The sequence below is a fragment of the Actinomadura monticuli genome (assembly GCF_041463655.1).
Taxonomy (GTDB): domain Bacteria; phylum Actinomycetota; class Actinomycetes; order Streptosporangiales; family Streptosporangiaceae; genus Spirillospora; species Spirillospora monticuli.
In genome coordinates this window covers 31690-53381 of the sequence record NZ_JAXCEI010000023.1, presented here as the reverse complement: position 1 = coordinate 53381, position 21692 = coordinate 31690, and the positions used below count along the sequence as shown (strand labels likewise).

The 21692-nt window shown below is 73.9% G+C and carries 23 protein-coding genes and 1 pseudogene; 9 read left to right on the top strand and 15 right to left on the bottom strand.

The window, feature by feature from the left end:
- Window positions 1-222: 222 nt before the first annotated feature.
- A complete protein-coding gene (locus SM611_RS34100) occupies window positions 223-732 on the top strand; it encodes a pyridoxamine 5'-phosphate oxidase family protein (RefSeq protein WP_371954455.1) in 510 nt (169 codons plus the stop codon).
- A gap of 112 nt (window positions 733-844) precedes the next feature.
- Here SM611_RS34100 and SM611_RS34095 read toward each other — a convergent pair whose 3' ends face one another.
- On the bottom strand, window positions 845-2938 hold the full coding sequence (locus SM611_RS34095) for a RecQ family ATP-dependent DNA helicase (protein ID WP_371954454.1): 2094 nt from the start codon (window positions 2936-2938) through the stop codon (window positions 845-847).
- Window positions 2939-3131: 193 nt separating this feature from the next.
- Between SM611_RS34095 and SM611_RS34090 the strand changes: the two genes are divergently transcribed.
- The 3 genes from SM611_RS34090 to SM611_RS34080 are packed head-to-tail and all read left to right on the top strand — an operon-like array spanning window position 3132 to window position 6004.
- Window positions 3132-4460, top strand: a complete 1329-nt coding sequence (locus SM611_RS34090) for a threonine/serine exporter family protein (RefSeq protein ID WP_371954453.1) — start codon at window positions 3132-3134, stop codon at window positions 4458-4460.
- Between the two features lie 40 nt (window positions 4461-4500).
- Window positions 4501-4827, top strand: a complete 327-nt coding sequence (locus SM611_RS34085; protein WP_371954452.1) for a DUF8820 family protein — start codon at window positions 4501-4503, stop codon at window positions 4825-4827.
- Window positions 4828-4837: 10 nt separating this feature from the next.
- A complete protein-coding gene (locus SM611_RS34080) occupies window positions 4838-6004 on the top strand; it encodes a DUF6745 domain-containing protein (protein ID WP_371954451.1) in 1167 nt (388 codons plus the stop codon).
- 52 nt (window positions 6005-6056) lie between these two features.
- Here the strand turns inward: SM611_RS34080 and SM611_RS34075 are convergent, their stop codons facing one another.
- The 11 genes and pseudogenes from SM611_RS34075 to SM611_RS34025 form a co-directional block, all read right to left on the bottom strand.
- Window positions 6057-6443, bottom strand: a complete 387-nt coding sequence (locus SM611_RS34075; protein WP_371954450.1) for an ATP-binding protein — start codon at window positions 6441-6443, stop codon at window positions 6057-6059.
- Between the two features lie 181 nt (window positions 6444-6624).
- A complete protein-coding gene (locus SM611_RS34070; protein ID WP_371954449.1) occupies window positions 6625-7518 on the bottom strand; it encodes an STM4011 family radical SAM protein in 894 nt (297 codons plus the stop codon).
- On the bottom strand, window positions 7518-8795 hold the full coding sequence (locus tag SM611_RS34065; protein WP_371954448.1) for an STM4012 family radical SAM protein: 1278 nt from the start codon (window positions 8793-8795) through the stop codon (window positions 7518-7520). Before SM611_RS34065 ends, SM611_RS34070 begins: the two co-directional genes overlap by 1 nt.
- The gene (locus SM611_RS34060; protein WP_371954447.1) at window positions 8792-9583 is read right to left on the bottom strand and encodes an STM4013/SEN3800 family hydrolase; all 792 of its coding nucleotides are present in this window, start codon (window positions 9581-9583) and stop codon (window positions 8792-8794) included. Before SM611_RS34060 ends, SM611_RS34065 begins: the two co-directional genes overlap by 4 nt.
- A complete protein-coding gene (locus tag SM611_RS34055) occupies window positions 9580-10644 on the bottom strand; it encodes an STM4014 family protein (protein WP_371954446.1) in 1065 nt (354 codons plus the stop codon). Before SM611_RS34055 ends, SM611_RS34060 begins: the two co-directional genes overlap by 4 nt.
- Window positions 10641-11612 carry an STM4015 family protein gene (locus tag SM611_RS34050; protein ID WP_371954445.1) on the bottom strand — a complete coding sequence of 324 codons (972 nt, stop codon included), beginning with the start codon at window positions 11610-11612 and terminating at the stop codon, window positions 10641-10643. The genes SM611_RS34055 and SM611_RS34050 overlap by 4 nt, the downstream gene beginning before the upstream one ends.
- Window positions 11609-12577, bottom strand: a complete 969-nt coding sequence (locus SM611_RS34045; protein WP_371954515.1) for an STM4015 family protein — start codon at window positions 12575-12577, stop codon at window positions 11609-11611. The genes SM611_RS34050 and SM611_RS34045 overlap by 4 nt, the downstream gene beginning before the upstream one ends.
- 99 nt (window positions 12578-12676) lie before the next feature.
- Window positions 12677-12784 (bottom strand): annotated as a pseudogene (locus tag SM611_RS34040) (MetQ/NlpA family ABC transporter substrate-binding protein); the annotation flags it as partial.
- Window positions 12784-13581, bottom strand: a complete 798-nt coding sequence (locus tag SM611_RS34035) for a DUF4097 family beta strand repeat-containing protein (RefSeq protein WP_371954444.1) — start codon at window positions 13579-13581, stop codon at window positions 12784-12786. The gene SM611_RS34035 and the pseudogene SM611_RS34040, both read right to left, overlap by 1 nt.
- On the bottom strand, window positions 13578-14225 hold the full coding sequence (locus SM611_RS34030; protein ID WP_371954443.1) for a response regulator: 648 nt from the start codon (window positions 14223-14225) through the stop codon (window positions 13578-13580). The genes SM611_RS34035 and SM611_RS34030 overlap by 4 nt, the downstream gene beginning before the upstream one ends.
- Window positions 14213-15457, bottom strand: a complete 1245-nt coding sequence (locus SM611_RS34025) for a sensor histidine kinase (RefSeq protein WP_371954442.1) — start codon at window positions 15455-15457, stop codon at window positions 14213-14215. Before SM611_RS34025 ends, SM611_RS34030 begins: the two co-directional genes overlap by 13 nt.
- Window positions 15458-15644: 187 nt before the next feature.
- On the opposite strand from SM611_RS34025, the gene SM611_RS34020 reads away from it, so the two are divergent.
- The 5 genes from SM611_RS34020 to SM611_RS34000 all read left to right on the top strand — a co-directional run bounded on the left by SM611_RS34020 (window position 15645) and on the right by SM611_RS34000 (window position 19118).
- Window positions 15645-16184: a hypothetical protein gene (locus SM611_RS34020; protein WP_371954441.1), complete on the top strand. Its 540-nt coding sequence runs from the start codon at window positions 15645-15647 to the stop codon at window positions 16182-16184.
- A gap of 180 nt (window positions 16185-16364) precedes the next feature.
- Window positions 16365-16934, top strand: a complete 570-nt coding sequence (locus SM611_RS34015; RefSeq protein WP_371954440.1) for a hypothetical protein — start codon at window positions 16365-16367, stop codon at window positions 16932-16934.
- Window positions 16935-16973: 39 nt separating this feature from the next.
- Window positions 16974-17555, top strand: coding sequence for a TetR/AcrR family transcriptional regulator (locus SM611_RS34010; protein ID WP_371954439.1), 582 nt, complete (start codon window positions 16974-16976; stop codon window positions 17553-17555).
- A 73-nt stretch (window positions 17556-17628) separates the two neighbouring features.
- Window positions 17629-18390, top strand: a complete 762-nt coding sequence (locus SM611_RS34005; RefSeq protein WP_371954438.1) for an SDR family NAD(P)-dependent oxidoreductase — start codon at window positions 17629-17631, stop codon at window positions 18388-18390.
- A gap of 38 nt (window positions 18391-18428) precedes the next feature.
- Complete coding sequence (locus SM611_RS34000; protein WP_371954437.1) at window positions 18429-19118, top strand: class I SAM-dependent methyltransferase; 690 nt, start codon at window positions 18429-18431, stop codon at window positions 19116-19118.
- Between the two features lie 16 nt (window positions 19119-19134).
- On the opposite strand, the gene SM611_RS33995 is transcribed toward SM611_RS34000, so the two are convergent.
- The 3 genes from SM611_RS33995 to SM611_RS33985 form a co-directional block, all read right to left on the bottom strand.
- The gene (locus SM611_RS33995; RefSeq protein WP_371954436.1) at window positions 19135-19740 is read right to left on the bottom strand and encodes a response regulator; all 606 of its coding nucleotides are present in this window, start codon (window positions 19738-19740) and stop codon (window positions 19135-19137) included.
- Complete coding sequence (locus SM611_RS33990) at window positions 19737-20885, bottom strand: sensor histidine kinase (protein WP_371954435.1); 1149 nt, start codon at window positions 20883-20885, stop codon at window positions 19737-19739. The genes SM611_RS33995 and SM611_RS33990 overlap by 4 nt, the downstream gene beginning before the upstream one ends.
- 65 nt (window positions 20886-20950) lie before the next feature.
- Window positions 20951-21610, bottom strand: a complete 660-nt coding sequence (locus SM611_RS33985) for an ABC transporter ATP-binding protein (RefSeq protein WP_371954434.1) — start codon at window positions 21608-21610, stop codon at window positions 20951-20953.
- Window positions 21611-21692 lie beyond the last annotated feature (82 nt).

Sequence of the window (21692 nt, the reverse complement as noted above, 5' to 3'; positions counted from 1 at the left end):
GGCGCGCGGGCGGTCAACGACCCCCTCTCCAGGGCGTCCGATGCGCGAGTCCGGACTTCGCCGCAGGCTGGAGCGGCGGATTGCGGGAAGAAGCCCGAGATCCACCGATGAGTAGCCAGCGTCCCGAAGGTCTTCATCGGCGCAACGCAGGACCTCGGTGTCCGACAACCGCCTCCTGGAGGGCGGACCATGCCCGACTCAACGCGACCGAACGGAATGATCATGAAGAACCCGACTCCACGGCTCGACGAGCGCTTCAGCGACCCCGGCACCCGGCCGGTCCCGTGGGCGACCACCCGTGAAGCCCTGGACTCCGCGCAACTGTTCTGGATCACCACCGTCCGCTCCGACGGGCGACCTCACATCACGCCCCTGGTGGCCGTGTGGCTCGATGAGGCGCTCCACTTCTGCACCGGCCGCGAGGAGCAGAAGGCCCTGAACCTCGCCGGCAACCCCCGCGTGGCGCTGACCACCGGCTGCAACCGCTGGGACGGGGGCCTCGACGTGATCGTCGAGGGCACGGCCGAGCGCGTCACCGCACCCGCCTCGCTGAAGCGCCTCGCCGCCGCCTGGGCCGCCAAGTGGGACGGCCAGTGGCAGTTCCAGCCGACCGACACCGGATTCGCCCACGCCGACGGCGCCGAGGCACTCGTCTTCGCCGTGCACCCGGCCAAGATCCTCACCTTCACCAAGGGCACCTTCACCCAGACCACGTACACCCCCACCCCCTGACAACCCTCGGGCCGGCCACCACCGGGACCGCAGGACCCCAGGACACCGCCTCTGGGGCTGCGCCCGCGGACGGGCCGGCAGCAGCCCGGCCTTGGGTCAGTCGGGGGTTGGGTCAGTTGGGGGTGGCCAGGGTCAGGGGGAGGACTTGGGCTGCGCCTGCTTCCTTCAGCAGGCGGGTGGCCACGGTCATGGTCCAGCCGGTTTCCAGGCGGTCGTCCACCAGGAGGACGGGGCCGGGGTTGCCGGGGAGGGCCTGGGCCAGGTCGTCGGGGACGGCCAGGCTGTGCCAGACGGAGCGCAGGCGCTGGGCGCTGTTGTGGCGGCGGGGGACGGGCTCGCCGAGCGGTGTCAGTTCGCCCAGGTAGGCCAGGCGGCCGATCTGGGCGATGCTCCGGCCGAAGGTGGTGACCAGGCGAGGGCGGGAGCGGGAGCCGATCGTGACGACGCCGGTCGGGCGGGCGGGCCAGTCCCAGGCGGCGAGGACCTTGACGACCGCGTCCACCAGGTCGGCGGGGACGTCGGTGTCGGGGGCGGCGAACAGTTCGCGGAGGCGGTTGCCCCAGCCGATGTCGGTGAGGCGGCCGAGGGCGCGGCCCGTCTCGGCCTGCTGGTCCGGCTTGATGCGGCCGGAGACGCCGAGGTCGTCCTTGACGCCGGTGGGCCACATGCGGCGGGGGGCGATGTCGACGCCGGGGCGGTGCAGGCGGTCGCGGGCCCGGGTGGCGCTCTCCGCGCCGACGTCGGCGGGCCAGTGGCGGCCCGTGCAGTTGTCGCAGCGGCCGCAGGGAGCGGCGTCCGGGTCGTCCAGCTGGCGGCGCAGGTACTCCTCTCGGCAGGCCGGGGTCGAGATGTAGTCGAGCATCGCCTGTTGCTCGCGGCGGCGTTCCGCGGTGACGCGCTCGTAGCGTTCGCGGTCGTAGGACCAGGGTTGGCCGGTCGACGTCCAGCCGCCCTTGACCCGGCGGGCCGCGCCGTCCACGTCGAGGACCTTGAGCATCATCTCCAGGCGGGACCGGGTGAGGTCGACCATCGGTTCGAGGGCGCCCGTGGAGAGCGGGCGGCCCGCCGTTTCGAGGATCTCCAGGGTGGTGCGGACCGTGTGCTCCGGAGGGAACGCCAGGCTGGCGAAGTACGCCCAGATGTCGCGGTCTTCGGGGCCGGGGAGCAGGATGACCTCGGCGCGGTCGACGCCGCGCCCGGCGCGTCCGATCTGCTGGTAGTAGGCCACCGGCGACTGCGGTGCGCCGACGTGGACGATGAAGCCGAGGTCGGGTTTGTCGAACCCCATGCCGAGGGCGCTGGTGGCGACGAGGGCCTTGAGCTTGTTGTCCTGGAGGTCCTGTTCGGCCTGGAGGCGTTCGGCCTGCTCGGTCTGGCCGGAGTAGGCGGCGACCTCGTGGCCCCGGTCGCGCAGGTAGCCGGTGATCTCGTGGGCGCCGGCGACGGTGAGCGTGTAGATGATGCCGGAGCCCGGCAGGTCGGCGAGGTGCTCCTCCAGCCAGGCGATGCGCTGCTCGGCGGTGGGGAGCGCGACGACGGCGAGGTGCAGCGACGCGCGTTCGAGGGGGCCGCGCAGGACGAGGGCATCGTCGCCGGCGAGCTGCTCGGCGACGTCCTGGGTGACGCGGGCGTTGGCGGTGGCGGTGGTGGCGAGCACCGGGATGCCGGGCGGCAGCTCGGCGAGGAGGGTGCGCAGCCGGCGGTAGTCGGGCCGGAAGTCGTGGCCCCAGTCGGAGATGCAGTGCGCCTCGTCGACGACGACCAGGCCGGCCCCGGCGGCGAGCTTGGGCAGGACGAGGTCGCGGAAGTCGGGGTTGTTGAGCCGTTCCGGGCTGACGAGCAGGACGTCCACCGCGCCCTGCTCGACCTCGGCGAAGATCTGGTCCCAGTCGCCGGTGTTGGACGAGTTGATCGTGCGGGCGTGGATGCCGGCCCGGTCGGCGGCCTCGATCTGGTTGCGCATCAGCGCCAGCAGCGGCGAGACGATCACGGTGGGGCCGGCGCCGCGCTCGCGGAGCAGCCGGGTCGCCACGAAGTAGACGGCGGACTTGCCCCACCCGGTGCGCTGCACGACCAGGGCCCGGCGCCGCTCGACGACGAGCGCGCTGATCGCCGTCCACTGGTCGTCGCGGAGCCGCGCGTGATCGCCGGCGAGGGCGCGCAGGCACCGCTCGGCCTCGTCCCGGAGCTGCTCTGAAGTGCTCATGCGTCCTTGGTACCAGCGCCGCGGAAGGCACCGCACCCGAATCGCGTTCTGTGGACACTGCGCGGGGAGCCGCGGATTTCGGACGCCCCGGCCCTGGGTAGCCTGCCAGTCAAGATCGGCTACAAGGCGGGGAAGGGGCACGAGCGGGGGAATGCGCGCGGCCGAACGCTTGCGGCGGACATGGCATGTCCTGATGGACGGATCTCCCCCCGAACCGCCCGAGGAGGAGCCCGGCGAGAACGTCGATCCGCGGGCGATCGACCTTGTTCTGCGCGTGGGTGAACTGCTGCTGGCCAGCGGCGAGACCACCGAGCGCGTCAACGAGGCGATGCTCAGCCTCGCCTTGGCCTATGAGCTTCCCCGGTGCGAGGTCCAGGTCACGCTGACGAGCCTCCTGGTCTCGGCCCACCCCGGCAAGGGCGCGCCGCCCATGACGGGGACGCGCGCCATCCGCCGTCGCACTCCGGCCTACTGGCGGCTCACCGCGCTGCACCAGCTCGTCCAGGACGCGTCCATCGGCATGCTGGAACTGGACGACGCGCACGAGCGGCTCGCAGAGATAAAAAGGGGGCGCGCCCCCTATCCGGCCTGGCTGATGGTCGCTTCGCTGGGGCTCATCGCCGCGTCGGGCAGTGTGCTGTCCGGCGGCGGGCCGCTGGTGGCGTCCACCGCGTTCTTCGCGACGCTCCTCGGCGACCGCACCGCCGCCGCCCTGGCCCGGCGCGGCATCGCGGAGTTCTTCCAGCTGACGGTCGCCGCCGCGATCGGCGCCGCCGCCGCGGCGCTGGTGGTGGCGCTGGGCAATCCGGGGCAGGCCGCCACGATCGTCACCGGGTCGATCCTGGCGCTGCTGCCGGGACGTCCGCTGGTCGCCAGCCTCCAGGACGGCATCACCGGCGACCTGGTCAGCGCCGGGGCGCGGATCCTGGAGGTCTTCTTCATGATCGCGGCGATCGTCGCCGGGCTGGGCGCGGTCGTCTACGTCTCGGTCAACCTGGACGTGCCCATCGACGTCAGCCACCTGCCCACACCGGCCGCGGAGCTGCGTCCGGTCGCGGTCATCGCCGCCGCCGCCATCTCGGTGACGTTCGCCATCTCCCTCGCCGCGCCCCGGTACGTCCTGACGGCGGCGGCCCTGGGCGGGGGGCTGATCTGGGTGCTGTACGTCCTGGCGCGCCTGTGGAACGTTCCCCCGGTGCTGGCGGCGGCGGTCGCGGCCACGGTCGTCGGCGTAGCGGCGAACTGGCTGGCCCGCAGGCACAACCAGCCCGTCATGCCGTTCGTGGTCCCGGCCATCGGCCCGCTCCTGCCCGGGACGGCGCTCTACCGGGGCATGGTCGAGCTCAACACCGGCTCGCCGAACACGGGCGTGCTGAGCCTCATCGGGGCGATATCCGTGGCGCTCGCCCTGGGCGCCGGGGTGAACCTCGGCGGTGAGCTCGTGCGCGCCTTCCAGCGCGTCGGCCTCGGCGGGTCCGGGCGCTGGGCGCGGCCGGCCGCGCGCCGCACCCGCGGCTTCTGACGCCCCTCGTTCTGTCGGTGGCGGGCGTTACGTTCGCGGCATGTACCGACAGGGAGACATCCTGATCCTGCCCGTACCGGAGGAGGCGGTCCCGGCGTCCGTCCGCGGCCTGCCGCCGGCCCCGCGCGACGGCCGCGGGCGCATGGTGCTGGCGCTCGGCGAGGCCACCGGGCACGCGCACGCGCTGTCCGCGCCCGGCTCGCTGCTGCGCGTCCCCGATCCGCTCGCCCCGGACCACCTGCACCTGCCGTCCGGCGGGCGCCTGGTCCACGAGGAGCACGCCGCGATCACCCTGCCCAAGGGGTGGTACCGGGTGATCCGCCAGCGCGAGTACGTGCCCGGCGCCGTCCGCGTCGTGGCCGACTGAGGGGGACGGGATGCTCACCGGAACGGTGCGCGAGACGCACTACGTGGTAGGCGACTGGCAGTCGGCGGCGTTCACCACCGGCCCGGCCGACCGCGGACGGGCCGAGGCGGGAGTGGCAGCGGCCTATGCCGCCGCGGGCCTGGCCCGCCCCGATCGGTACGTGTGGGTGCCCTCCCCCGCGCGCGGCGCCGTCGCGGCGGCCGTGCTGGCCGGGCACGGCGGCGTGCTCAAGGCGGCCGGGCTGGACGACCTGCTCGGACGGGCCCGCGCCGATCTGGGCGAGGGGCCGGTGGGTGAGGGGCAGGTGGGTGCGAGCGTCCTCGCGGATGTGCGGACCCGCCCCTGGGAGGCGGAACGTGCGGCGGCCTGCTCCGAACAGGGGCCGGAGCAGTGGCCGCGCACGTGGGCCGAGACCGGGGGCCTGCTCTGGAACCAGGTCCAGTCGCTCGTGACGCGGGTCCGCGCCGCCATCGGGGAGCAGGCCCATGCCCGTTCGCGCGCGGCCGGGAACGGGCTGCCGGCCCCTGACGAGGAGCGGGCCGCGTCGCTGCTGCGCGCCGCGGCCCTCGACGCCGTCCTGGGCCAGCACGACGCGCCGTGGCTGGCGCTGTTCGAGTCGCTCGGACGGCTGGACGGCCCGCTCGCCGGCCTCGCGGAGGTCGCCCGCTCCGCCGGCTGGTGGTGGCCCTACGAGCGGCTGGTGATCCTGTCGGAACGCCCCAGCGACCTGCATCGGGACGAGCCCGGGCGGCTGCACCGGGGCGACGGCCCCGCCCTCGCCTACCCGGACGGGTTCGCGCTGCACGCCTGGCGCGGCATGCCCATCCCGCCCGACTTCGTCTCCTCGCTGGCCGGCCTGACCGCCGACCGCATCTCGTCCGAAGAGAACGCCGAGCTGCGGCGGGTGATGCTGGAGATCTTCGGATACGACCGGTATCTGGCCGAGACGGGCGCGCGGCCCCTGCACCGGGACGAGACGGGAGTCCTGTGGTCCATCGACCTGCCCGGCGACGAACCCGTCGTCATGGTCGAGGTGGTCAACTCCACGCCCGAACCCGACGGGACGCACCGCACCTACTACCTCCGCGTCCCGCCCGGCATCCGCACGGCGCGCGCGGGCGTCGCCTGGACGTTCGGCGTGGACGAGGCCGACTACCACCCCGAGAAGCAGACCTGAGCCAGCGGACGTCCCTTGGTCGCACTTCCCCAGTCACCAAGGGACGTCCGCCCTACGGCGCCGTCGTCTGCGCCCAGGTGACCTTGCCGCCGGCGGTGGACCGCCACCCCCACGAGTCGGAGAGCGCGCCGACGAGCAGGAGCCCCCGGCCGCCCTCCGCCTGTAAGTCGACGATGGGCGCGGACGGCCCCTGCGGGTTGTCGTCCCACACCTCCACCATCACGGTCTCGTCGTCGGGCGGGTACAGGACGAGCGTGATCGAGTTCGCGTGCCGGATCGCGTTCGTGACGAGTTCGCTGGTGATGAGCTCAAGGTCGCCGTGGACGTCCCGCCGGTCCCATCCCTCCAGCGCCGCGCGCACCGTGTCGCGCGCCGCCCGCACCGCGGCCTCCTTCGGCTCGAGTGCGAGAACGAAACGGGTTCGATGTCGATGGTTCACGAAACCGCCTAAGTTCACCGGCTACGGCAAGCATGCGCCCTCCGCGTCCGTCCTGCACGGCCTCCGGCGGTACTCCCCCGCCTGGCCCGCGCCACACCTCGCACCCGGTCCTGTCACCTGCCGCACCGTGGAACCTCACCCAAGTGACCACCCCCGGCCATGCCACCGCGACCGTGCGCGGCTACCGGGTTGGTGCTCTCGTGTGCGTGTCGTTCTGGGCTTGCGGGAGGGTCAGGTGGGCGGGGATTCGTTCCAGGATGCCGTTGGCGAAGGTGGTGTAGAGGGACAACGGCCTCAGGTGGACGTAGCCGATGTGGCAGTCACAGGTGTCGAGGGGGCAGGGGCGGGGGCGCAGGGCGGTTCGGAAAGAGCCGTCGTAGAGGTTGCCCAGGACGGCCGGAACGAAGTGGCACCGGCGGACCGTGCCGTCGCCGTCCACGGACACGACGGTCTCGCCCGTCCGGCAGGGCAGGCCGCGGCTGGCGTGGGGGTGGCGGCTGAGCGGGAAGAGCGGGTCTATGCCGGTCCAGGAGGCGGTTTCGGCCTCGTCGTAGACGCGCCCCTCGGCGGCGTTGACCCACAGGTAGGTGTCGGCGGACAGATCGGCGCGCAGTCGGCGGGCGGCGTCGAGGTGGTCGGGCCGGCCGACGATCCCGACGCTGAAGCGGACGCCGCGCGCCTCCAGGTCGCGGCATTTGCCCAGGAAGCGCTCGTAGGGGACCTGGCCGGGATGGTAGGTCGCCCACAGCGCGAGCCGCGTGAGGTCGGCGTCGGCCGTCCATGAGACGCGGTGGCTGAGGTTGGTCTGGATCGCCACCCGCTCTACGTGCGGGAGGTGGCTCAGGGTGATGAGGGCCCGCCTGTACCAGGAGCGCACGAGGCCCTCGCCCCACGGCGTGAACAGGACGGAGACGGGGTGGTCGCAGGCGGAGACCCAGGCCGTGAAGCGTTCGAGCGCGGCGCGGTCGGCGCGCAGTTGGGCCGGGGTGTCGCGGCGCTTGGCGAAGGGGCAGTACGGGCAGTCGTAGTCGCAGCTCGACAGCGGCCCTCGGTAGAGGATGGTGAGGTGGTCCATCAGCGCGCCTCGTAGGCGGCCATGAGTTCCCGGACGTGCGGCGAGAACAGGGCGGGGCCGATGGCGTCGGAATAGGCGAGCCCCTCCGGCGTCAGCCGCACGGTGTCGCCGGTGGTGTCCAGCCATCCCCGGTCGCCGAGCGTCGCGAGGTCGGCGAAGTCGTCCAAGGCGTCGGTGCCGAAGCGTTCGCGGTAGGCATGCCGGTTGAGCCCGGCCACCTGGAGGAGGGACTGGACCAGGTGGCGCCGTCGTCGCTCGTCGCCGTCCAGGGCGAACCCGACACGGGCGGTCGTGAAGTCGGTCTCGCTCACGTAGGAGTCGATGATGGAGCGCACCTGGCCGGCGCCGACCGCGTACTCGAACGAGTAGTGAAGACGGCACGTGTAGGAACGGGCTCCGCACCCCAGGCCGACCATGCCGTCGGTCTGGCAGCAGTACTCGGTGCCGTTGGCGGCGCCGCCGGGAAGCCGGAACATCCGCATCGACACCTGCTCGTAGCCTTCGGCCAGAAGGTGGTCACGGCCGATGCCGTAGAGGGTGAGGCGCTGGTCGTCCCAGTCTTGGGCACGGCGTCCCAGACCGGTCAGCGGACGGACGTAAAGCGGATACAGGTAGATCTCCTCTGGGCGCCACGCAAGGGCCGCGTTCAGGGAGTGCATCCATGTCGCGGGTGTCTGACCGTCGATGCCGTAGATGAGGTCGATGTTGAGGGTCGGGAAGCCCGCCGCCCTGATGCGGTCCAGCGCGCCCTCCACTTCGGCGCGTTTCTGGGGACGGACGGCGGCGCGGGCCTCTTCGTCCAGGAAGCTCTGCACGCCGATGGAGATCCGGGTGGTTCCGCGTTCGGCGAGGACGGTCAGCCGGTCGGTCGTGGCGGTGGCGGGGGACGTCTCGACGCCGAGGGGGGTCGTCCCGAATCCGGGGAACCGGGCCGCGATGTCGCAGAGGCGTTCCAGTTCGGGCGCCGTGAGGTAGGTCGGTGTGCCGCCGCCGAAGGCCGCGGTGGCGAAGACGGGAGCGTCCAAGGCGTCCAGGACGGCGGTCGCCTGCCGGTCGAGTGCGTCCAGGTAGGCGCCGGTCAGTTCCTCGGGTGCACCCGTGCGGGTGAAGAGGTTGCAGAAGCCGCACCGCATCTCGCAGAAGGGCACGTGGAGGTAGAGGAACAGCGAGTCGAGCGGCTCCCCCGCCCACACCTCGCTCAGCGCAGGAGCGGGATCCAGTGGACGGTAGGCGGTCTTGTGCGGATACGCGTACACGTATCCCTGGTAAGGCTTCAAGGCAGAACGAACTCCCCGTACGGAACGGTCCAGACGACCTCGTGGCCGATGCGGTGCCCTGTGTGGCCGTCCTCGCCGTAGGCCGTCCCGTGGTCGGAGCAGACGATGACCAGGCAGGGGCGGCGCATCAGCGCGAACAGCCGGCCGATGTGGGCGTCGACATGGCGGAGGGCGGCGGCGTGGCTGGCGCGCGTGTCGCCGTCGTCCTGCGTGGCCCCGGGCAGGTAGAACCAGTTGGGCTGGTGCAGGGACGCGACGTTCAGGAGCAGGAACAGACGCCGGCCGGACGGAAGCCGTCCCATGATGTCGGCGACGCGGTCGATCTGGTTGGGCAGGGCCTCAGGGTCGGTCACGCCGAACGCGCGCTCCCAGTGGCTTTCGGCGAACAGCGACGGGAGCGCCGACCCGAGCGGCGTCAGCTTGTTGAAGAACCCGACGCCGCCCACGCAGGCGGTGTGGTAGCCGGCTGCGGCGAGCCCGGACGGCAGGTCGGCGGCGTCGAACGTCCACGTGCGGGGCGCGGTCGTCTCGCTGCCGGGGAACGCTCCGGCGAAGAGCCGCGGGTGCGGACCGGGGGACGCGGGCGTCGGCATGAACCCGGCCAGCATCGCGGCGTGCGCGGCGTAGGTGAAGCTGCCCGGCGTGTGGCGGCGTTCCCAGCGTCCACCTGGCAGCAGGCCCGCGAGCGTGGGCGTCTCCCCGGACGCGGCCAGTTCGGCGGCGACGTCGTAGCGCAGCGTGTCGAGGGTCACCAGCAGCAGGTCGTGGCCGCCGATGACCTCGTTCATGTCGCGCACGCCAGCAGCCCGACCTGTGCGGCGTAGGTGTCGAGCCCTTCGGCCGGGCCGCCCGCCAGGCCGGTCAGCCCGGGCAGCAGGTCACCGAACGCGTTAACCTCGCACACCGAGAACCGTTTCAGGCCCGCCCCTACGAGCAGGTCGACGCCGACCATCGGGCTGCCCGGGAAAGTGGCGGCGGCCCGCGCGCACACGTCGAGGGCCCGCCTCCATCCGTCCTCGCCGAGCGCGCGCTGCACCGCACCCAGGTCTCCCCTGGCGCCGCCCAGGTGCAGATTGGTCATCGGTGTGCGGCTCGTCCGGACGACGGCGTGCGTGGGCTCGCCGCCCACGACCACGACGCGCAGGTCGAACACGCGCCCGTCGAGCGTGGCCTTGGGCAGCCACCGCTCCACGTGCAGGCCGTCCGGCGCGAGCAGGCCGATCAGGGACGCGACCTCCTCCTCGGTCTCGTAGGAGCGGACGCGCAGCGAGTTGACCAGCCGGTCCCCCGCCAGGAACGCCGAGGTCACGGCCCTCACCCGGCCCGGTGCGGTCTGCAGCGCCACGACCCCGGAGGCGGACGAGCCGTGCGCCGGCTTGACGAACACCCGCCGCTCCCCCGCCTCCTCCATCCGCGAACGGAGCGCGCGGTAGCCGTCGATGCCGGGCAGTGCGGCGGGGACCGTGACCCCGGCGGCCAGCAGCCGCGCATGCGACAGCCGCTTGTCGAACATGACCGCGATGTCCTCGATGTCGCCGAGGATTCTCGCCCCGGCCACCGAGGCCGCCTCCGACAGCCGCCGCAGCGCCGCCGTGAACGTCGCGTACCAGCGCGCGCCGCCGCCCACCCGGGCCGGTTCGCCGGGGCCGCGCAGCAGCGCGTCGGCCTCGCGGTCCTCTCCCGGGGAGTCGATGCGCACCAGATCACCCGGCCGCAGCGGGAGCGGGCCGCCGCGCAGCACGTCCGTCCAGGCGATGAGCCGCGGCTCGGGCAGGCGGGCGGCCCGGCACGCCGCCGCGAACAGCACGGGACGGCGGTCGCCGGGCGTCGCCACCACGACGAGGTTCATTCCGCGACCGCTATGTAGGAGCCGCTCAAGTCCAGGTCCATCTTCCGATACCGGCGCTTCAGCCATTCCGGGTACCCCTGCGGGTCGTCCAGGTTCACCCGGACGCCGGGCAGCGCCTCCCGCACCCGGTCGGCCACCGGCTCGGTCAGGTAGTGGTGGTGCAGGTCGAGTTCGTGCAGGCGGGTGAGCGGACGGCCGGCGAGCAGCGCCTCCGCGCCCGTGTCGGTGAGCGTGCCGAGCGCCAGGCTCAGCGACTCCAGCCGGGCGAGGACCGGCGCGTCCGCGACGGCCTCGGCGATCCGGTCCTGGGCGGCGGCGTTCTCCAGGCCGAGCCGCCGCAGGGCGGGGAGCCGGTCGCCCGCCAGGATCGGCGCGAGGTCGTCGACCTGCGAGCACCCGTCCAGGTCGTTGATGCCGAGCCACATGTCGAGGTGCCGCAGGGCCGGCAGGTCGCTGTCGGCCACCGCCCGGACGACCTCCGCCGGGAGCAGGGTCGCCTCGAACCGGAGCGTCCGCAGCCGCGCGCCGCGCAGCGGCTCCAGCCCCAGCCCGTCGGAGCCGCGCACCTCGAAGTGCTCCAGGCCGGGGAAGGCGTCGAACAGCGGCGACACGTCGGTGTGCTTGATCCACGAGAGGTGCAGGTCCCAGTCGCGGATGTCGCCCAGGAACAGCGCCCGGAGCCGGGGCAGCCGGTCGGCGGCCTCCACCAGCCGCTCCACCGGGTCGAACTCCTCGCAGTCGAACCCCCAGTAGCCGATGACGAGGTGGGTGACCTCCGCCGTGTCGACCTCCTGGAAGAAGCGGTCGAAGTTCTCGGGGACCTCCGCCCCCCACGCGCCGTTGTCGTGGATGTGGTGGTAGATCCCCCAGGCGACCTCGCCGGCGGCGGGAAGCGGGCCGCCCTCCGGGTCGCCGTCGAAGGCGTGGACGGGCAGGCCGGCGAACGTCGAGAGGCGTTCCTGGATCATTCGGACACCGCGATGTAGCGCCAGTCGTCGTCCTGCTTCACCTGGTCGTCCAGGTCGACCTCCACGCCGGGCAGCGCCGCCCTCACCCGCTCGACCATCGCGTCCGAGAGGAAATGGTGATGCAGGTCGAGCTTGCGCAGGTGGGTGAGGGGCTGCCCGGAGAGCAGCGCCTCGGCGCCCTGGTCGGTGAGGATGCCCATCGCCAGGCTCAGCGACTCCAGCCGCGCCACGATCGGCGCGCCGGCGACCGCGGCGGCGATCTCGTCCTGGATCTCGCTGTCCTCCAGGCCGAGGTGGCGCAGCGCGGGCAGCCGCTCGCCGCCGAGGAAGGGCGCGAGGTCGGCGACCGTCGCGTCACCGCCGTAGTTCTCCTCGCCGAGCCACAGGTCGAGGCGCTCCAGGTTCGGCAGATCGCTCGCCCCCACGGCCCGGACGACCGCGGCCGGCAGCCCGCCCGACTCCAAGCGCAGCACCCTGAGCGCGTCGCTCTTGATCGGGTCGAGGGCGAGGCCCTGCGAACCGCGCACGTCGAAGCGCTCCAGGCCGGGGAACGCGGCGAACAGCGGCGAGATGTCGGAGTGCTCGATCCAGGAGATCTCCGACTCCTCGCCGGTGATGTCGCCGAGGAACAGGGCCCGCAGCTTCGGGAAGGACGCGGCGGCCTCGGTGAGCAGCGCCACCGGGTCGGCGGCGCCGCTGTCGTACTCCGCCCCCCAGTAGCCGATGATCAGCGCCGTGACCTCGGAGGTGTCGACCGTGCCCAGGAACCGCGCGAAGACGTCGCCGAACGCCTCCTCGTCGAAGGACGTCCCGACGAACCAGGCGGCCTCGCCCGCGGGCGGCAGCGCCGCGCCGGCGGCGCCGCGGCCGTCGCCCTCCTCCTCGGTCTCCGCCGCGTCCGTGTCCTCGTTGAACGTGGCCACCGGCAGTCCGGCGTACTCCTCAAGGTGCTGATAAACGCCCATGGGTCCCCTTCGCGAGTTCGTCGGCACATGTCCTATCAGGACCAGCGGACAAACCGCGGCGGTTTCCGTCCGGGCGTCGCGCGGGGGGAGGAGCTTCAGCGCGCGCCCCTCGTTGGCCGGGTCGTTCGGGACGGCGACCTCCGCGCCCCGCGGGACGTCCGGCAAACTCCTCGCCTTCGCGGAGTCCCCGGCGTCGCATTGGGGGATCAGTCGTCGTGGTCGTCGATGTAGGCCGTGCCGGAGCGGGTGTGGAGGGAGATCGAGCGGGACGAGTGAGGGTCGATGACGGCCCGGTTCAGGTGGGTCGCGCCGGAGGCCGCCCATGCCAGCACGTCGTAGCGCGTGCCCGGCGGCACGATGATCTTCGCGGTGCCCGAGTCGGCCGAGGCGTCCACGGCCCGCGGGGGTTCGGCGTAGCGCAGGTCGAGGGAGCCGGACGAGACCCGTGCCCGCGTCCTCGGGGACGTCAGGCCCGTCGCCCTGATCGAGCCGGAGCGCGCCCGCAGCAGCAGCCGGCCGCGCGCGCCGTCGACGCCGATCGCGCCCGATCCCGTCCGCAGGTCGAGGTCTCCGGTCAGCCCCCGGACGTTGATGTCCCCTGACCCGGACACGGCCGACACGCGCGTCCCCACCGGCACCCGCACGTCGATGTCGGCGCCGCAGCCGCCGCCCAGGACGTCCCTCCCGGCGCAGCGGAAGGTGACGACCAGCACGTCGCCGACCAGCGACTCGGTGACGTCGGGCCTGCTGAGCCCCCACCTGAGGTCCCGCCGGACGCGGGCCTCGCCGTCCGGGGCCGGGCCGACCGAGACGCCCGCGCCCGCCATGTCGAGTCGCAGCTCCCTGATCGCGTGGCGGTAGGGCGTGACGGACGAGGAGGTCCGCTCGACGGCCCGGCCGAGCGCCACCGGCACGACGGGCGTCACCACGACCAGCGCGGTCACCGCCGCCAGCGCGATCCACACGCCGCGGCGCCGGGGCCGGTCTGGGGCCTCGGCGGTCACGTATCGCCGTCCAGGAACCGGAGGACGGCGAGGACGCGGCGGTGGTCGCCCTCGGCGTCCGGCAGGTCGAGCTTGGCGAAGATGCCGTTGATGTGCTTGGCGACCGCGCTCTCGCTCACCACCAGCGCCGCCGCGATCCCCGCGTTGGAGCGGCCCTCCGCCATCACCGACAGGACCTCCCGCTCGCGCGGGGTGAGCCGGTCGAGCGGGTCGCGGTGCCGGCGCAGGAGGAGCTGCGAGACGACCTCCGGGTCCAGGGCGGTGCCGCCGGACGCGACGCGGCGCAGCGCGTCCAGGAAGACCGAGACGTCCGCGACGCGGTCCTTGAGCAGGTAGCCGATGCCGCCGGCGCCGCTCGACAGCAGGTCGGCGGCGTACCGCTCCTCGACATACTGCGACAGCAGCAGGACGGCGACCTCGGGCGCCTCCCGCCGCATGACCAGGGCCGCGCGGACGCCCTCGTCGGTGAAGCCGGGCGGCATCCGGACGTCCACGATCGCCGCGTCGGGCCGGTGCTCGCGCACGGCGGCGAGCAGCCCGTCCGCCTCGCCGACGGCCGCCGCGACCTCGAACCCGGAGGTCTCCAGCAGCTTGATCAGCCCGGCCCGCAGCAGGACCGAGTCCTCGGCGATCACAACGCGCACGGCAGCTCCACGGTGACGGTCGTCGGTCCCCCGGCGGGGCTGGTGATCCGGAACGTACCGTCCACGGACCGGACGCGCCGCGCGAGCCCGGTCAGGCCCGTCCCGCCGGACGGGTCGGCGCCGCCCACGCCGTCGTCGCGGACGCTCACCCGGAGGACGTCGCCGACACGCTCGACGGCGACGTCCACCTCGCCCGCCTTCGCGTGCCGGACGACGTTGGTCAGCGCCTCGGACACCACGAAGTACGCGACGGCCTCGACGGTGGACGAGGCGCGCGGCTCCACCGCGACGCGCAGCCGGACGGGCAGCGGAACCCGCGCGGCGACGCCGGACAGCGCGGCGTCCAGGCCGCGGTCCTCCAGCACGGCCGGGTGCAGGCCGCGGATCAGCGTGCGCAGCTCGGCGAGCGCCTCCTTGGCCTCCTCGTGCGCCTCGACGATCACCCGCATGGCGGCGTCGGGGACGCCGGTGAGCGTCTCGCGGGCGAGGCCCAGGTTCAGCGCGAGGGAGACGAGCCGCTGCTGCGCTCCGTCGTGCAGGTCCCGCTCGATGCGGCGGCGCTCCAGGTCGGCGGCGTCGACCACGCCGGCGCGCTTCTCGGCCAGGTCTTCGACGCGCCGCTCCAGTTCCCTCGCGCGGTCGGGGCCGAGGAGCGCGGCGGCGGCGCGGGCGTCCAGCGCGCGGACGCCCGCCGCCGCCCATGGCACGGCCGCCAGGAGCAGGACGCCGGTCGCCGTGAGCGCGCCGACGTGCCCCGCGCGGCCGGACGGCAGCGCCCACGCGTACAGGCCGAAGGCGGCGAGGGCGGCCCCGGCCGTCCACATCATGATCACGGCCAGCCCGCCGGTCGCGAGGAGCGGCCCCGCGACGAGGTGGTAGCGCAGCACGCGCCACAGGTCGGGCGAGCGGAGGTCGCGGAGGGGGTCCCACGGGCGCCCGCCGCCGAGGCCCGGCATGCGGGGAATGTCCAGGCCGAGCACGGCCCAGCACCGCTCCCGCTGCCAGGACGTCAGCGGACGCAGCGCGAGCAGCAGCACGACGACCGACGTCCCGGCCAGGACGAGGATCGGCGTGGCGCGCACCGGCGCCCACACCGTCCAGGGCGCGCCGAGGACCAGCCAGCCGGCGGACTGCAGCGGCACCCCGGAGACGACGAACACCGTGTCGCGCCACGCCTCCGCCGACCACGGCGCGCGCACGCGGGCGCGGCTGATCGCGGTGGTGGACGCCATGGGGCAACCGTATTGCCGCGGTTCGTCCGCCACCATGCACCAGGCTGGAGGTCCGAGGGTGAACCTAATGCCACCCCAAGTCGGAAAACGACGTTACTGACCGTGATGGACGCCACGGCGAGGCTTGGATCGGGCATCCCGGAGCGGATGCGCGCCGATCAAGCCTCGCCGTCCATCAGGAGTCCGCATGGTCACCACCGCCCCCCGCCTCCGCCGGGCAACCCCGCCGCGCGTCATGCCGCACGGGAGCCGCCCGGTCTCGTCTCTCGCCTCCACCATGCGGCGAGCGGAGAAACGGCGGTGGGCCGGCTGGGGCCTGGTCGGCGGCGCGGCGGCGCTCGTGCCCTGGATGTGGGTGCTCGCCGCCACGATGCCGTCCACCGCCACGGTGCCGAACTGGTCCACGGCCTGGGTGGGGCTGGACGCGATGGAGGCCGCCGCGCTGCTCGGGACGGGCGTGCTGCTCCTGCGCCGCGATCCTCGCTCCGGACTGGGCGCCGCCGTGGCCGGGACGCTCCTGGCGGTGGACGCGTGGTTCGACGTGGCGACCGCCGCGCCGGGGGCCGCCCGCGCGTCGGCGATCATGCTCGCGGCCGGACTGGAACTCCCGCTGGCGGGCCTGTGCGCGGTCCTCGCCGCACGGTCGTCCACCCAGCGCAGAGCCATGATCGACGATTCGGTGAACAGTGATCGGCAAAGCCTTGACGGGAGTACGCCAGATGGGTGAAACCAGACGAGCCGGACCTCTAGAGTGAGTGCCACGTGAGGGCCCTCTCCGCGAGGGCCCTTTGCCCTGCCCGAACGTCGCCCCGCCCGCACGTCGCCCTGCCCGCACGCTGTGCCCGGCTCGCGCGACGTGCCCGGCTCGCGCGACGTGCCCCGCCTGCACGATCCAGAGGTCCCGAACATGAACGACCACGAGGTGCACGAGGAGTGCATGCGGCTCCTCAGGGACGGCCTGCCCGTCCCCGCTCCCGACGCCTTCGAGGAAGGACGGGACTTCCTTCCGCTCGGACTCGACATGGACGGCGACGTCGCCGTTGTCACGTTCCTTTACCAGTGGGCCGGCGACGCGTCCGGGTTCATCGAGGGCTGGACGTTCCACCGCCGCGACGGCGAGTGGCGGGAGCTGGGCGGCGCCGGCGGGTCGGCGCCCGCCGAGCCCCTCGCGCGCCGCTCGTCCGGCGAGATGGGCCGCCACCTGCTGAAGTACGGCTCGGGCCGGACGGTCCGCAACTCCAACCGGCTGCTGCCGTGGGGCGCCAAGTGGGTGAACGAGGCGCGGCTGCGGGCCTCGGCGGAGGTGGCGCGGGTCCGGGTCGGCAACCGGATCCTGGACGTCCCCGGGCACGGGCACGTCGTCGTGGTGTGGGCCGCCCGCCGCGGGCCGGTCGTGGAGGCGCTCGCCGCCGACGGATCGGTGCTGGACGCCATGGACCTCGACCGCCCGGCCGTCCCCGCGCGTCCGCAGGCCTGATATTTGACCGTTCGTTCTTGAACGGGATACCGTCCGGGCATGGCACGGACGAAGGAGTTCGACCCCGACGCCGCCCTGCGGCGCGCGCTCGACCTGTTCTGGGAGCGCGGGTATGAGGCGACCTCGATGGCCGACCTCGTGGAGCACCTCGGCATCGCCCGCGCCAGCATCTACGGGACGTTCGGCGGCAAGCACGAGCTGTACCTGAAGGCCCTCGAACGCTACCTCCAGGACACCGATCCGAAGATCGCCGAGGCGCTGTCGCGGCCGGGGCCGGTCCTGCCGGCGGTGCGCGCGCTGATCGAGCGGTACGCGGAGGAGTCGGGCCGCGACCGGCCGCGGCGCGGCTGCCTGGTGGTGAACACGGCGGTCGAGCTGGCCGCGCGCGACCCCGACGCGGCGCGGCTCGTGGAGTCGAGCTGGGCGTTCCTGGAGGCGTCGCTGACGTCGGCGCTGACGCGCGCCCGCGCGCAGGGCGAGCTGCCGCCGGACAGGGACCCCCGGTCGCTGGCCCGGCTGCTGCTCGTCCTGTTCCAGGGCATGCGGGTGCTGGGCCGGGCCCCGGCCGGCGACGGCCGCCTCCGGGACGCGGCGCGCGAGGCGCTGGCCCTCTTCGACTGATCCTCCGGCCCCTGCGGCCGCCCTGCCGCACGCCCCCTTTCAAGAACGATCGATCTACAATCGGAGTCGGTTCATGAGCTTCAACGGCAAGATCGTCCTCATCACCGGCGGCGCGGGCGGCCTCGGCCGCGCCATCGGGCACGCCTTCGCCCGCGAGGGCGCGACCGTGGTCCTCGCCGGCCGCGACGCGACCGCGCTCGCGGAGGCCGTCAAGGAGCTCGGGGAGAACGGGGACAACGGCCCGGCCGATCACGTGGTGGCCGACGTGACCGACGCCGCGTCCGCCGCCCGGATGGTCGAGACCGTCGCCGGACGCCACGGCGGCCTGCACGTCGCGGTCAACAACGCCGGGATCCTGGGCGCGGTCGGGCCCGTCGCGGACGTCGACGCCGACGCCTGGGGCGGCGTCATCGACGTCAACCTCACCGGCGTGTTCCTGTCGATGAAGCACGAGATCGCCCACATGCGCGCCCACGGCGGCGGCGCGATCGTCAACGTGTCGTCCAGCATCGGGTCGCACGGCCGGCGGCCGGGCATGGCGGCGTACGCGGCGTCCAAGGCCGGGGTCAGCGTCCTCACCCGTACGGCCGCGCTCGACCACATCGCCGATGGTGTCCGCATCAACGCCGTCAGTCCCGGGGCGAGCGACACCCCGATGTCGCTGCTACCGGGCGAGAACGAGACCGACCGTGCCGTCCGGATGCGTAGCGCGATCCCGGCCGGCCGTGTGGCGGACCGGTCCGAGGTGGCTTCGACCGTCCTGTGGCTCGCGTCGGACGCGTCGACCCACGTGGTGGGCCACGACCTCGTCATCGACGGCGGCGCCACCGCCTGACGACGCTTTCCAGGCGGCTCACCGGGAAGACTCCCTGCATGGCCCTCACACCCGATGACGACTCCGACCCCGAGCGCTTCCGCCTCGCAGGCAGGGTCACCAGGAAGTATCTGATCGGGGCACGGAGCCTCCACGATCACGTCGCCTCGAAGCTGCTGAACGCCGGCGCGTCCCTCGTCCTGGACATCGGCTGCGGGGAGGGCGCCCTCAGCGCCGCCCTCCCCCATCCGCCCCCGCTCAGGCTCGTGGGCGCGGACGCGTCCGCCGCCCTGCTGGCCGCCCATCCGGCCCCCCGCGTCCGGGCCGACGCGCTGCGCCTGCCGTTCCGGGACGGCACGTTCGACGCCGCCGTCGCCGTGAACGTGCTCTACTACCTGGACGATCCGGGCCGCGCGCTGCGCGAGGCACGCCGTGTCCTCGCCCCCGGCGGGCTCCTGCTCGTCTCCGCGATCCGCCGCGACGACAGCCCGGAACTGTCGCCGGTCTGGCGTCCCGAACCCACCCCGTTCGACGCCGAGGACGCCCCCGACCGCGTCGGCGAGGTCTTCGGCGAGGTCGAGGTGGAGCGCTGGGACGCCCCGCTGATCACGCTCCCGGACCGGGCCGCGATCCGCGACTACCTGATCGCCCGCCGCATGCCCCGCCCCCAGGCCGCCGAGGCGGCCGGCCGGCTCCGCACGCCCCTGCCGGTGACGAAGCGGGGCTCCCTCATGCTGGCCCGCCGCTAGGGCGTGCGGGCCCGTACTAGAGCCAGCCGAGGTCGTGGGCGGTCCGGGCGGCGGCGTGCCGGTTGTCGGCGCCGAGCTTGGTGACGGCGGCGGAGAGGTAGTTGCGGACGGTGCCCTCGGACAGGCCGAGGTCGCGGGCGATGCGGGAGACGGGGGCGCCGCCGGCGGCGGCGCGGAGGGTGTCCAGCTCGCGCGGGGTGAGGGGGCATTCCTCGGCGGCGAGGGCGTCGGCGGCAAGCTGCGGGTCGATGTAGCGGGCGCCCGCGGCGACCTGCCGGATCACCTCGGCGAGCCGCCGGCCCGGGGCGTCCTTGCCGAGGAAGCCGCGGACGCCGGCGGCCATGGCGCGGCGCAGGTTGCCGGGACGCCCGTGCGCGGTCACGATCACGAGGCGGCAGCCGGGCAGGTCGCGGGCGAGGCGTTCGGCGGCGGCCAGGCCGTCCAGCCCGGGCATGTCGATGTCGAGGACGGCGACGTCGGGTTTGAGGGCGAGGGCGCGGTCGACGGCCTCGTCGCCGCGCCCGACGTCGGCGGCGACCTCGATGCCGTCCTCGGTCTCCAGCAGGAGGACGAGCGCCTCCCTGATCAGGAGGTGGTCGTCGGCCAGCAGCACGCGGATCATGCCTCACCCTTCGCCTCTGCGGGGACGGCCGCCTCGGCGGGGACGGCGGCGGTCACCCGGAACGTCCCGTCGCCGGCCGGGCCCGCGGCGAACTCGCCGCCGGCGGCGGCGATCCGTTCGGCGAGGCCGGTCAGGCCGCTGCCCGCGTCGCCGGCCCGGCGCCCCGCGCCGTCGTTGACGATCTCCATCCGGACGCGGTCGCGGCCGGCCTCGACGCTGATCTCGCACCAGGTGGCGCTGGAGTGGCGCAGCACGTTGGTGGCGGCCTCGCGGGCGACCCAGCCGAGCGGCTCGTGGACGTGCGCGGGCAGCGCCGCGGACACCTCGGGGCGCTCGCACCGGATCCCGGCGGCGCGCAGCACGGCGGACATCCCGTCCAGCTCGGTGCGCAAAGACGTGGCCCGGTAGCCGCGCACGACCTCGCGCACGTCCCGGACGGCGTCCCGCGCCATCGTCTGGATCTCGGTCAGCTCCTTGCGGACGCGCCCGTCGTCGCGTTCCACGAACCGTTCGGCGACCTCGGCGCGCAGCGCGACCGCCTGGAGGCTGTGGCCGAGGACGTCGTGCAGGTCGCGGGCGAAGCGGAGCCGCTCCTCCCCCACGGCGGAGCTGGCCAGCTCGGCGCGGGCCTCCCGGAGCTCCTGCACGACGTGGAACAGCCAGACCGTGACGTACCCGGAGAAGGCGCCGAGGGGCACCCCGGTGACCTCGTAGACGACGGTCAGCGCGGGAAGCCCGAGGAGCGCGCCGTACAGGGGGGTCAGGACGGTCGCCGCCGCCGTCACCGCGATCGCCTCGCGGACCGGGAGGACGACGGCGATCAGCCCGGCCGGGACCAGCAGCGCGTTGCCCCAGCCCTGGCCGGTGCCGAGCAGCGGCGGCATCGTCCAGCAGATCAGCGCGATCGCGGCCAGCCCGAGCCGGTGGACGGGCGCGGTGCGGCGCATCAGGTTCTGCCACAGGAGCCGCGCGTACAGGGCGAACGCGGCGCCGGCGCCGGTGACGGCGAGGAGCAGGAGGCCCGCATCGCGCCGCTCGGTGATCTCGTACCAGAGCGCCGGCAGCAGGAACCCGGCCAGCGTCAGCACCGTCATCCCCACGATGATCGCGGCGATGACGGTGGGACGGGGGATCCTGGGCTGCACGCGCCCAGCGTATGCGGCCGGCACGCTGGCTGTTCCGGGGCTGTTCCGGGACGACCGGGGGCCGGTCAGGCCGCGCGGCCGGCGTCCGCGCGGACCCGGGCGGCGTCGCGGCCGGTGACGAGGCGGCCCTCGTCGAGGATCCCGACCCGGTCGGCGCGGCACGCCTCGTCCGGGTCGCGGGTCGTGACCACCACGCTGACCCCGTCCGCGGCCAGCATGAGCAGGACGGCCCACACCTCGCGGGCGGACGCCTCGTCCAGCCCCGCGGTGGGCTCGTCGAGGAACAGGACGTCGGACCGCCCGACCAGGGCGAGCGCGAGGTCGAGCATGCGCCGCCGCCCGGCGCCGAGGCGCTCGAACGGGACGTCGGCGACGTCGGTGAGGCGGGCCAGGCGGAGCACCTCGTCGCGGGTGAGCGGGTCCAGCGTCCAGCGCCGCCACGTGTCGACGACCTCGGTGACGGTCAGCCCCGGGAACAGGCCGCCGTCGCGCCAGACGGCCCCGGCGCGCGCGGAGTCGCGGTCGCCGTAGGGGTCCGCGCCGCGGAGCCGGACGGTTCCGCCCGAGGGACGGCGCAGGCCGGCGAGCATCTCCAGGAGGGTGGTCTTGCCGGAGCCGTACCGGCCCAGCAGCGCGTAGACCTCCCCTTCGGCCACGGTGAACGAGACGTTCCGCACGGCCTCGCTCAGGTCCAGGTCGCGTACCTCGATCACAGGTGCCTTCATGACATCCATGCTGGCCGCCGGCGGCGCGGACGTTCAGTCACAGGCGTCAGGAGGCGGCCGTGAGGATCGCATGGGCGGCCCA

What these genes read in the sequence shown, in the direction of transcription:
- SM611_RS34100 (WP_371954455.1), top strand. Translation starts at nt 223, where the DNA reads ATGAAGAACCCGACTCCACGGCTCGACGAGCGCTTCAGCGACCCCGGC.
- SM611_RS34095 (WP_371954454.1), bottom strand. Translation starts at nt 2,938, where the DNA reads ATGAGCACTTCAGAGCAGCTCCGGGACGAGGCCGAGCGGTGCCTGCGC.
- SM611_RS34090 (WP_371954453.1), top strand. Translation starts at nt 3,132, where the DNA reads ATGGACGGATCTCCCCCCGAACCGCCCGAGGAGGAGCCCGGCGAGAAC.
- SM611_RS34085 (WP_371954452.1), top strand. Translation starts at nt 4,501, where the DNA reads ATGTACCGACAGGGAGACATCCTGATCCTGCCCGTACCGGAGGAGGCG.
- SM611_RS34080 (WP_371954451.1), top strand. Translation starts at nt 4,838, where the DNA reads ATGCTCACCGGAACGGTGCGCGAGACGCACTACGTGGTAGGCGACTGG.
- SM611_RS34070 (WP_371954449.1), bottom strand. Translation starts at nt 7,518, where the DNA reads ATGGACCACCTCACCATCCTCTACCGAGGGCCGCTGTCGAGCTGCGAC.
- SM611_RS34060 (WP_371954447.1), bottom strand. Translation starts at nt 9,583, where the DNA reads ATGAACGAGGTCATCGGCGGCCACGACCTGCTGCTGGTGACCCTCGAC.
- SM611_RS34055 (WP_371954446.1), bottom strand. Translation starts at nt 10,644, where the DNA reads ATGAACCTCGTCGTGGTGGCGACGCCCGGCGACCGCCGTCCCGTGCTG.
- SM611_RS34050 (WP_371954445.1), bottom strand. Translation starts at nt 11,612, where the DNA reads ATGATCCAGGAACGCCTCTCGACGTTCGCCGGCCTGCCCGTCCACGCC.
- SM611_RS34045 (WP_371954515.1), bottom strand. Translation starts at nt 12,577, where the DNA reads ATGGGCGTTTATCAGCACCTTGAGGAGTACGCCGGACTGCCGGTGGCC.
- SM611_RS34025 (WP_371954442.1), bottom strand. Translation starts at nt 15,457, where the DNA reads ATGGCGTCCACCACCGCGATCAGCCGCGCCCGCGTGCGCGCGCCGTGG.
- SM611_RS34020 (WP_371954441.1), top strand. Translation starts at nt 15,645, where the DNA reads ATGGTCACCACCGCCCCCCGCCTCCGCCGGGCAACCCCGCCGCGCGTC.
- SM611_RS34015 (WP_371954440.1), top strand. Translation starts at nt 16,365, where the DNA reads ATGAACGACCACGAGGTGCACGAGGAGTGCATGCGGCTCCTCAGGGAC.
- SM611_RS34010 (WP_371954439.1), top strand. Translation starts at nt 16,974, where the DNA reads ATGGCACGGACGAAGGAGTTCGACCCCGACGCCGCCCTGCGGCGCGCG.
- SM611_RS34005 (WP_371954438.1), top strand. Translation starts at nt 17,629, where the DNA reads ATGAGCTTCAACGGCAAGATCGTCCTCATCACCGGCGGCGCGGGCGGC.
- SM611_RS34000 (WP_371954437.1), top strand. Translation starts at nt 18,429, where the DNA reads ATGGCCCTCACACCCGATGACGACTCCGACCCCGAGCGCTTCCGCCTC.
- SM611_RS33995 (WP_371954436.1), bottom strand. Translation starts at nt 19,740, where the DNA reads ATGATCCGCGTGCTGCTGGCCGACGACCACCTCCTGATCAGGGAGGCG.
- SM611_RS33985 (WP_371954434.1), bottom strand. Translation starts at nt 21,610, where the DNA reads ATGAAGGCACCTGTGATCGAGGTACGCGACCTGGACCTGAGCGAGGCC.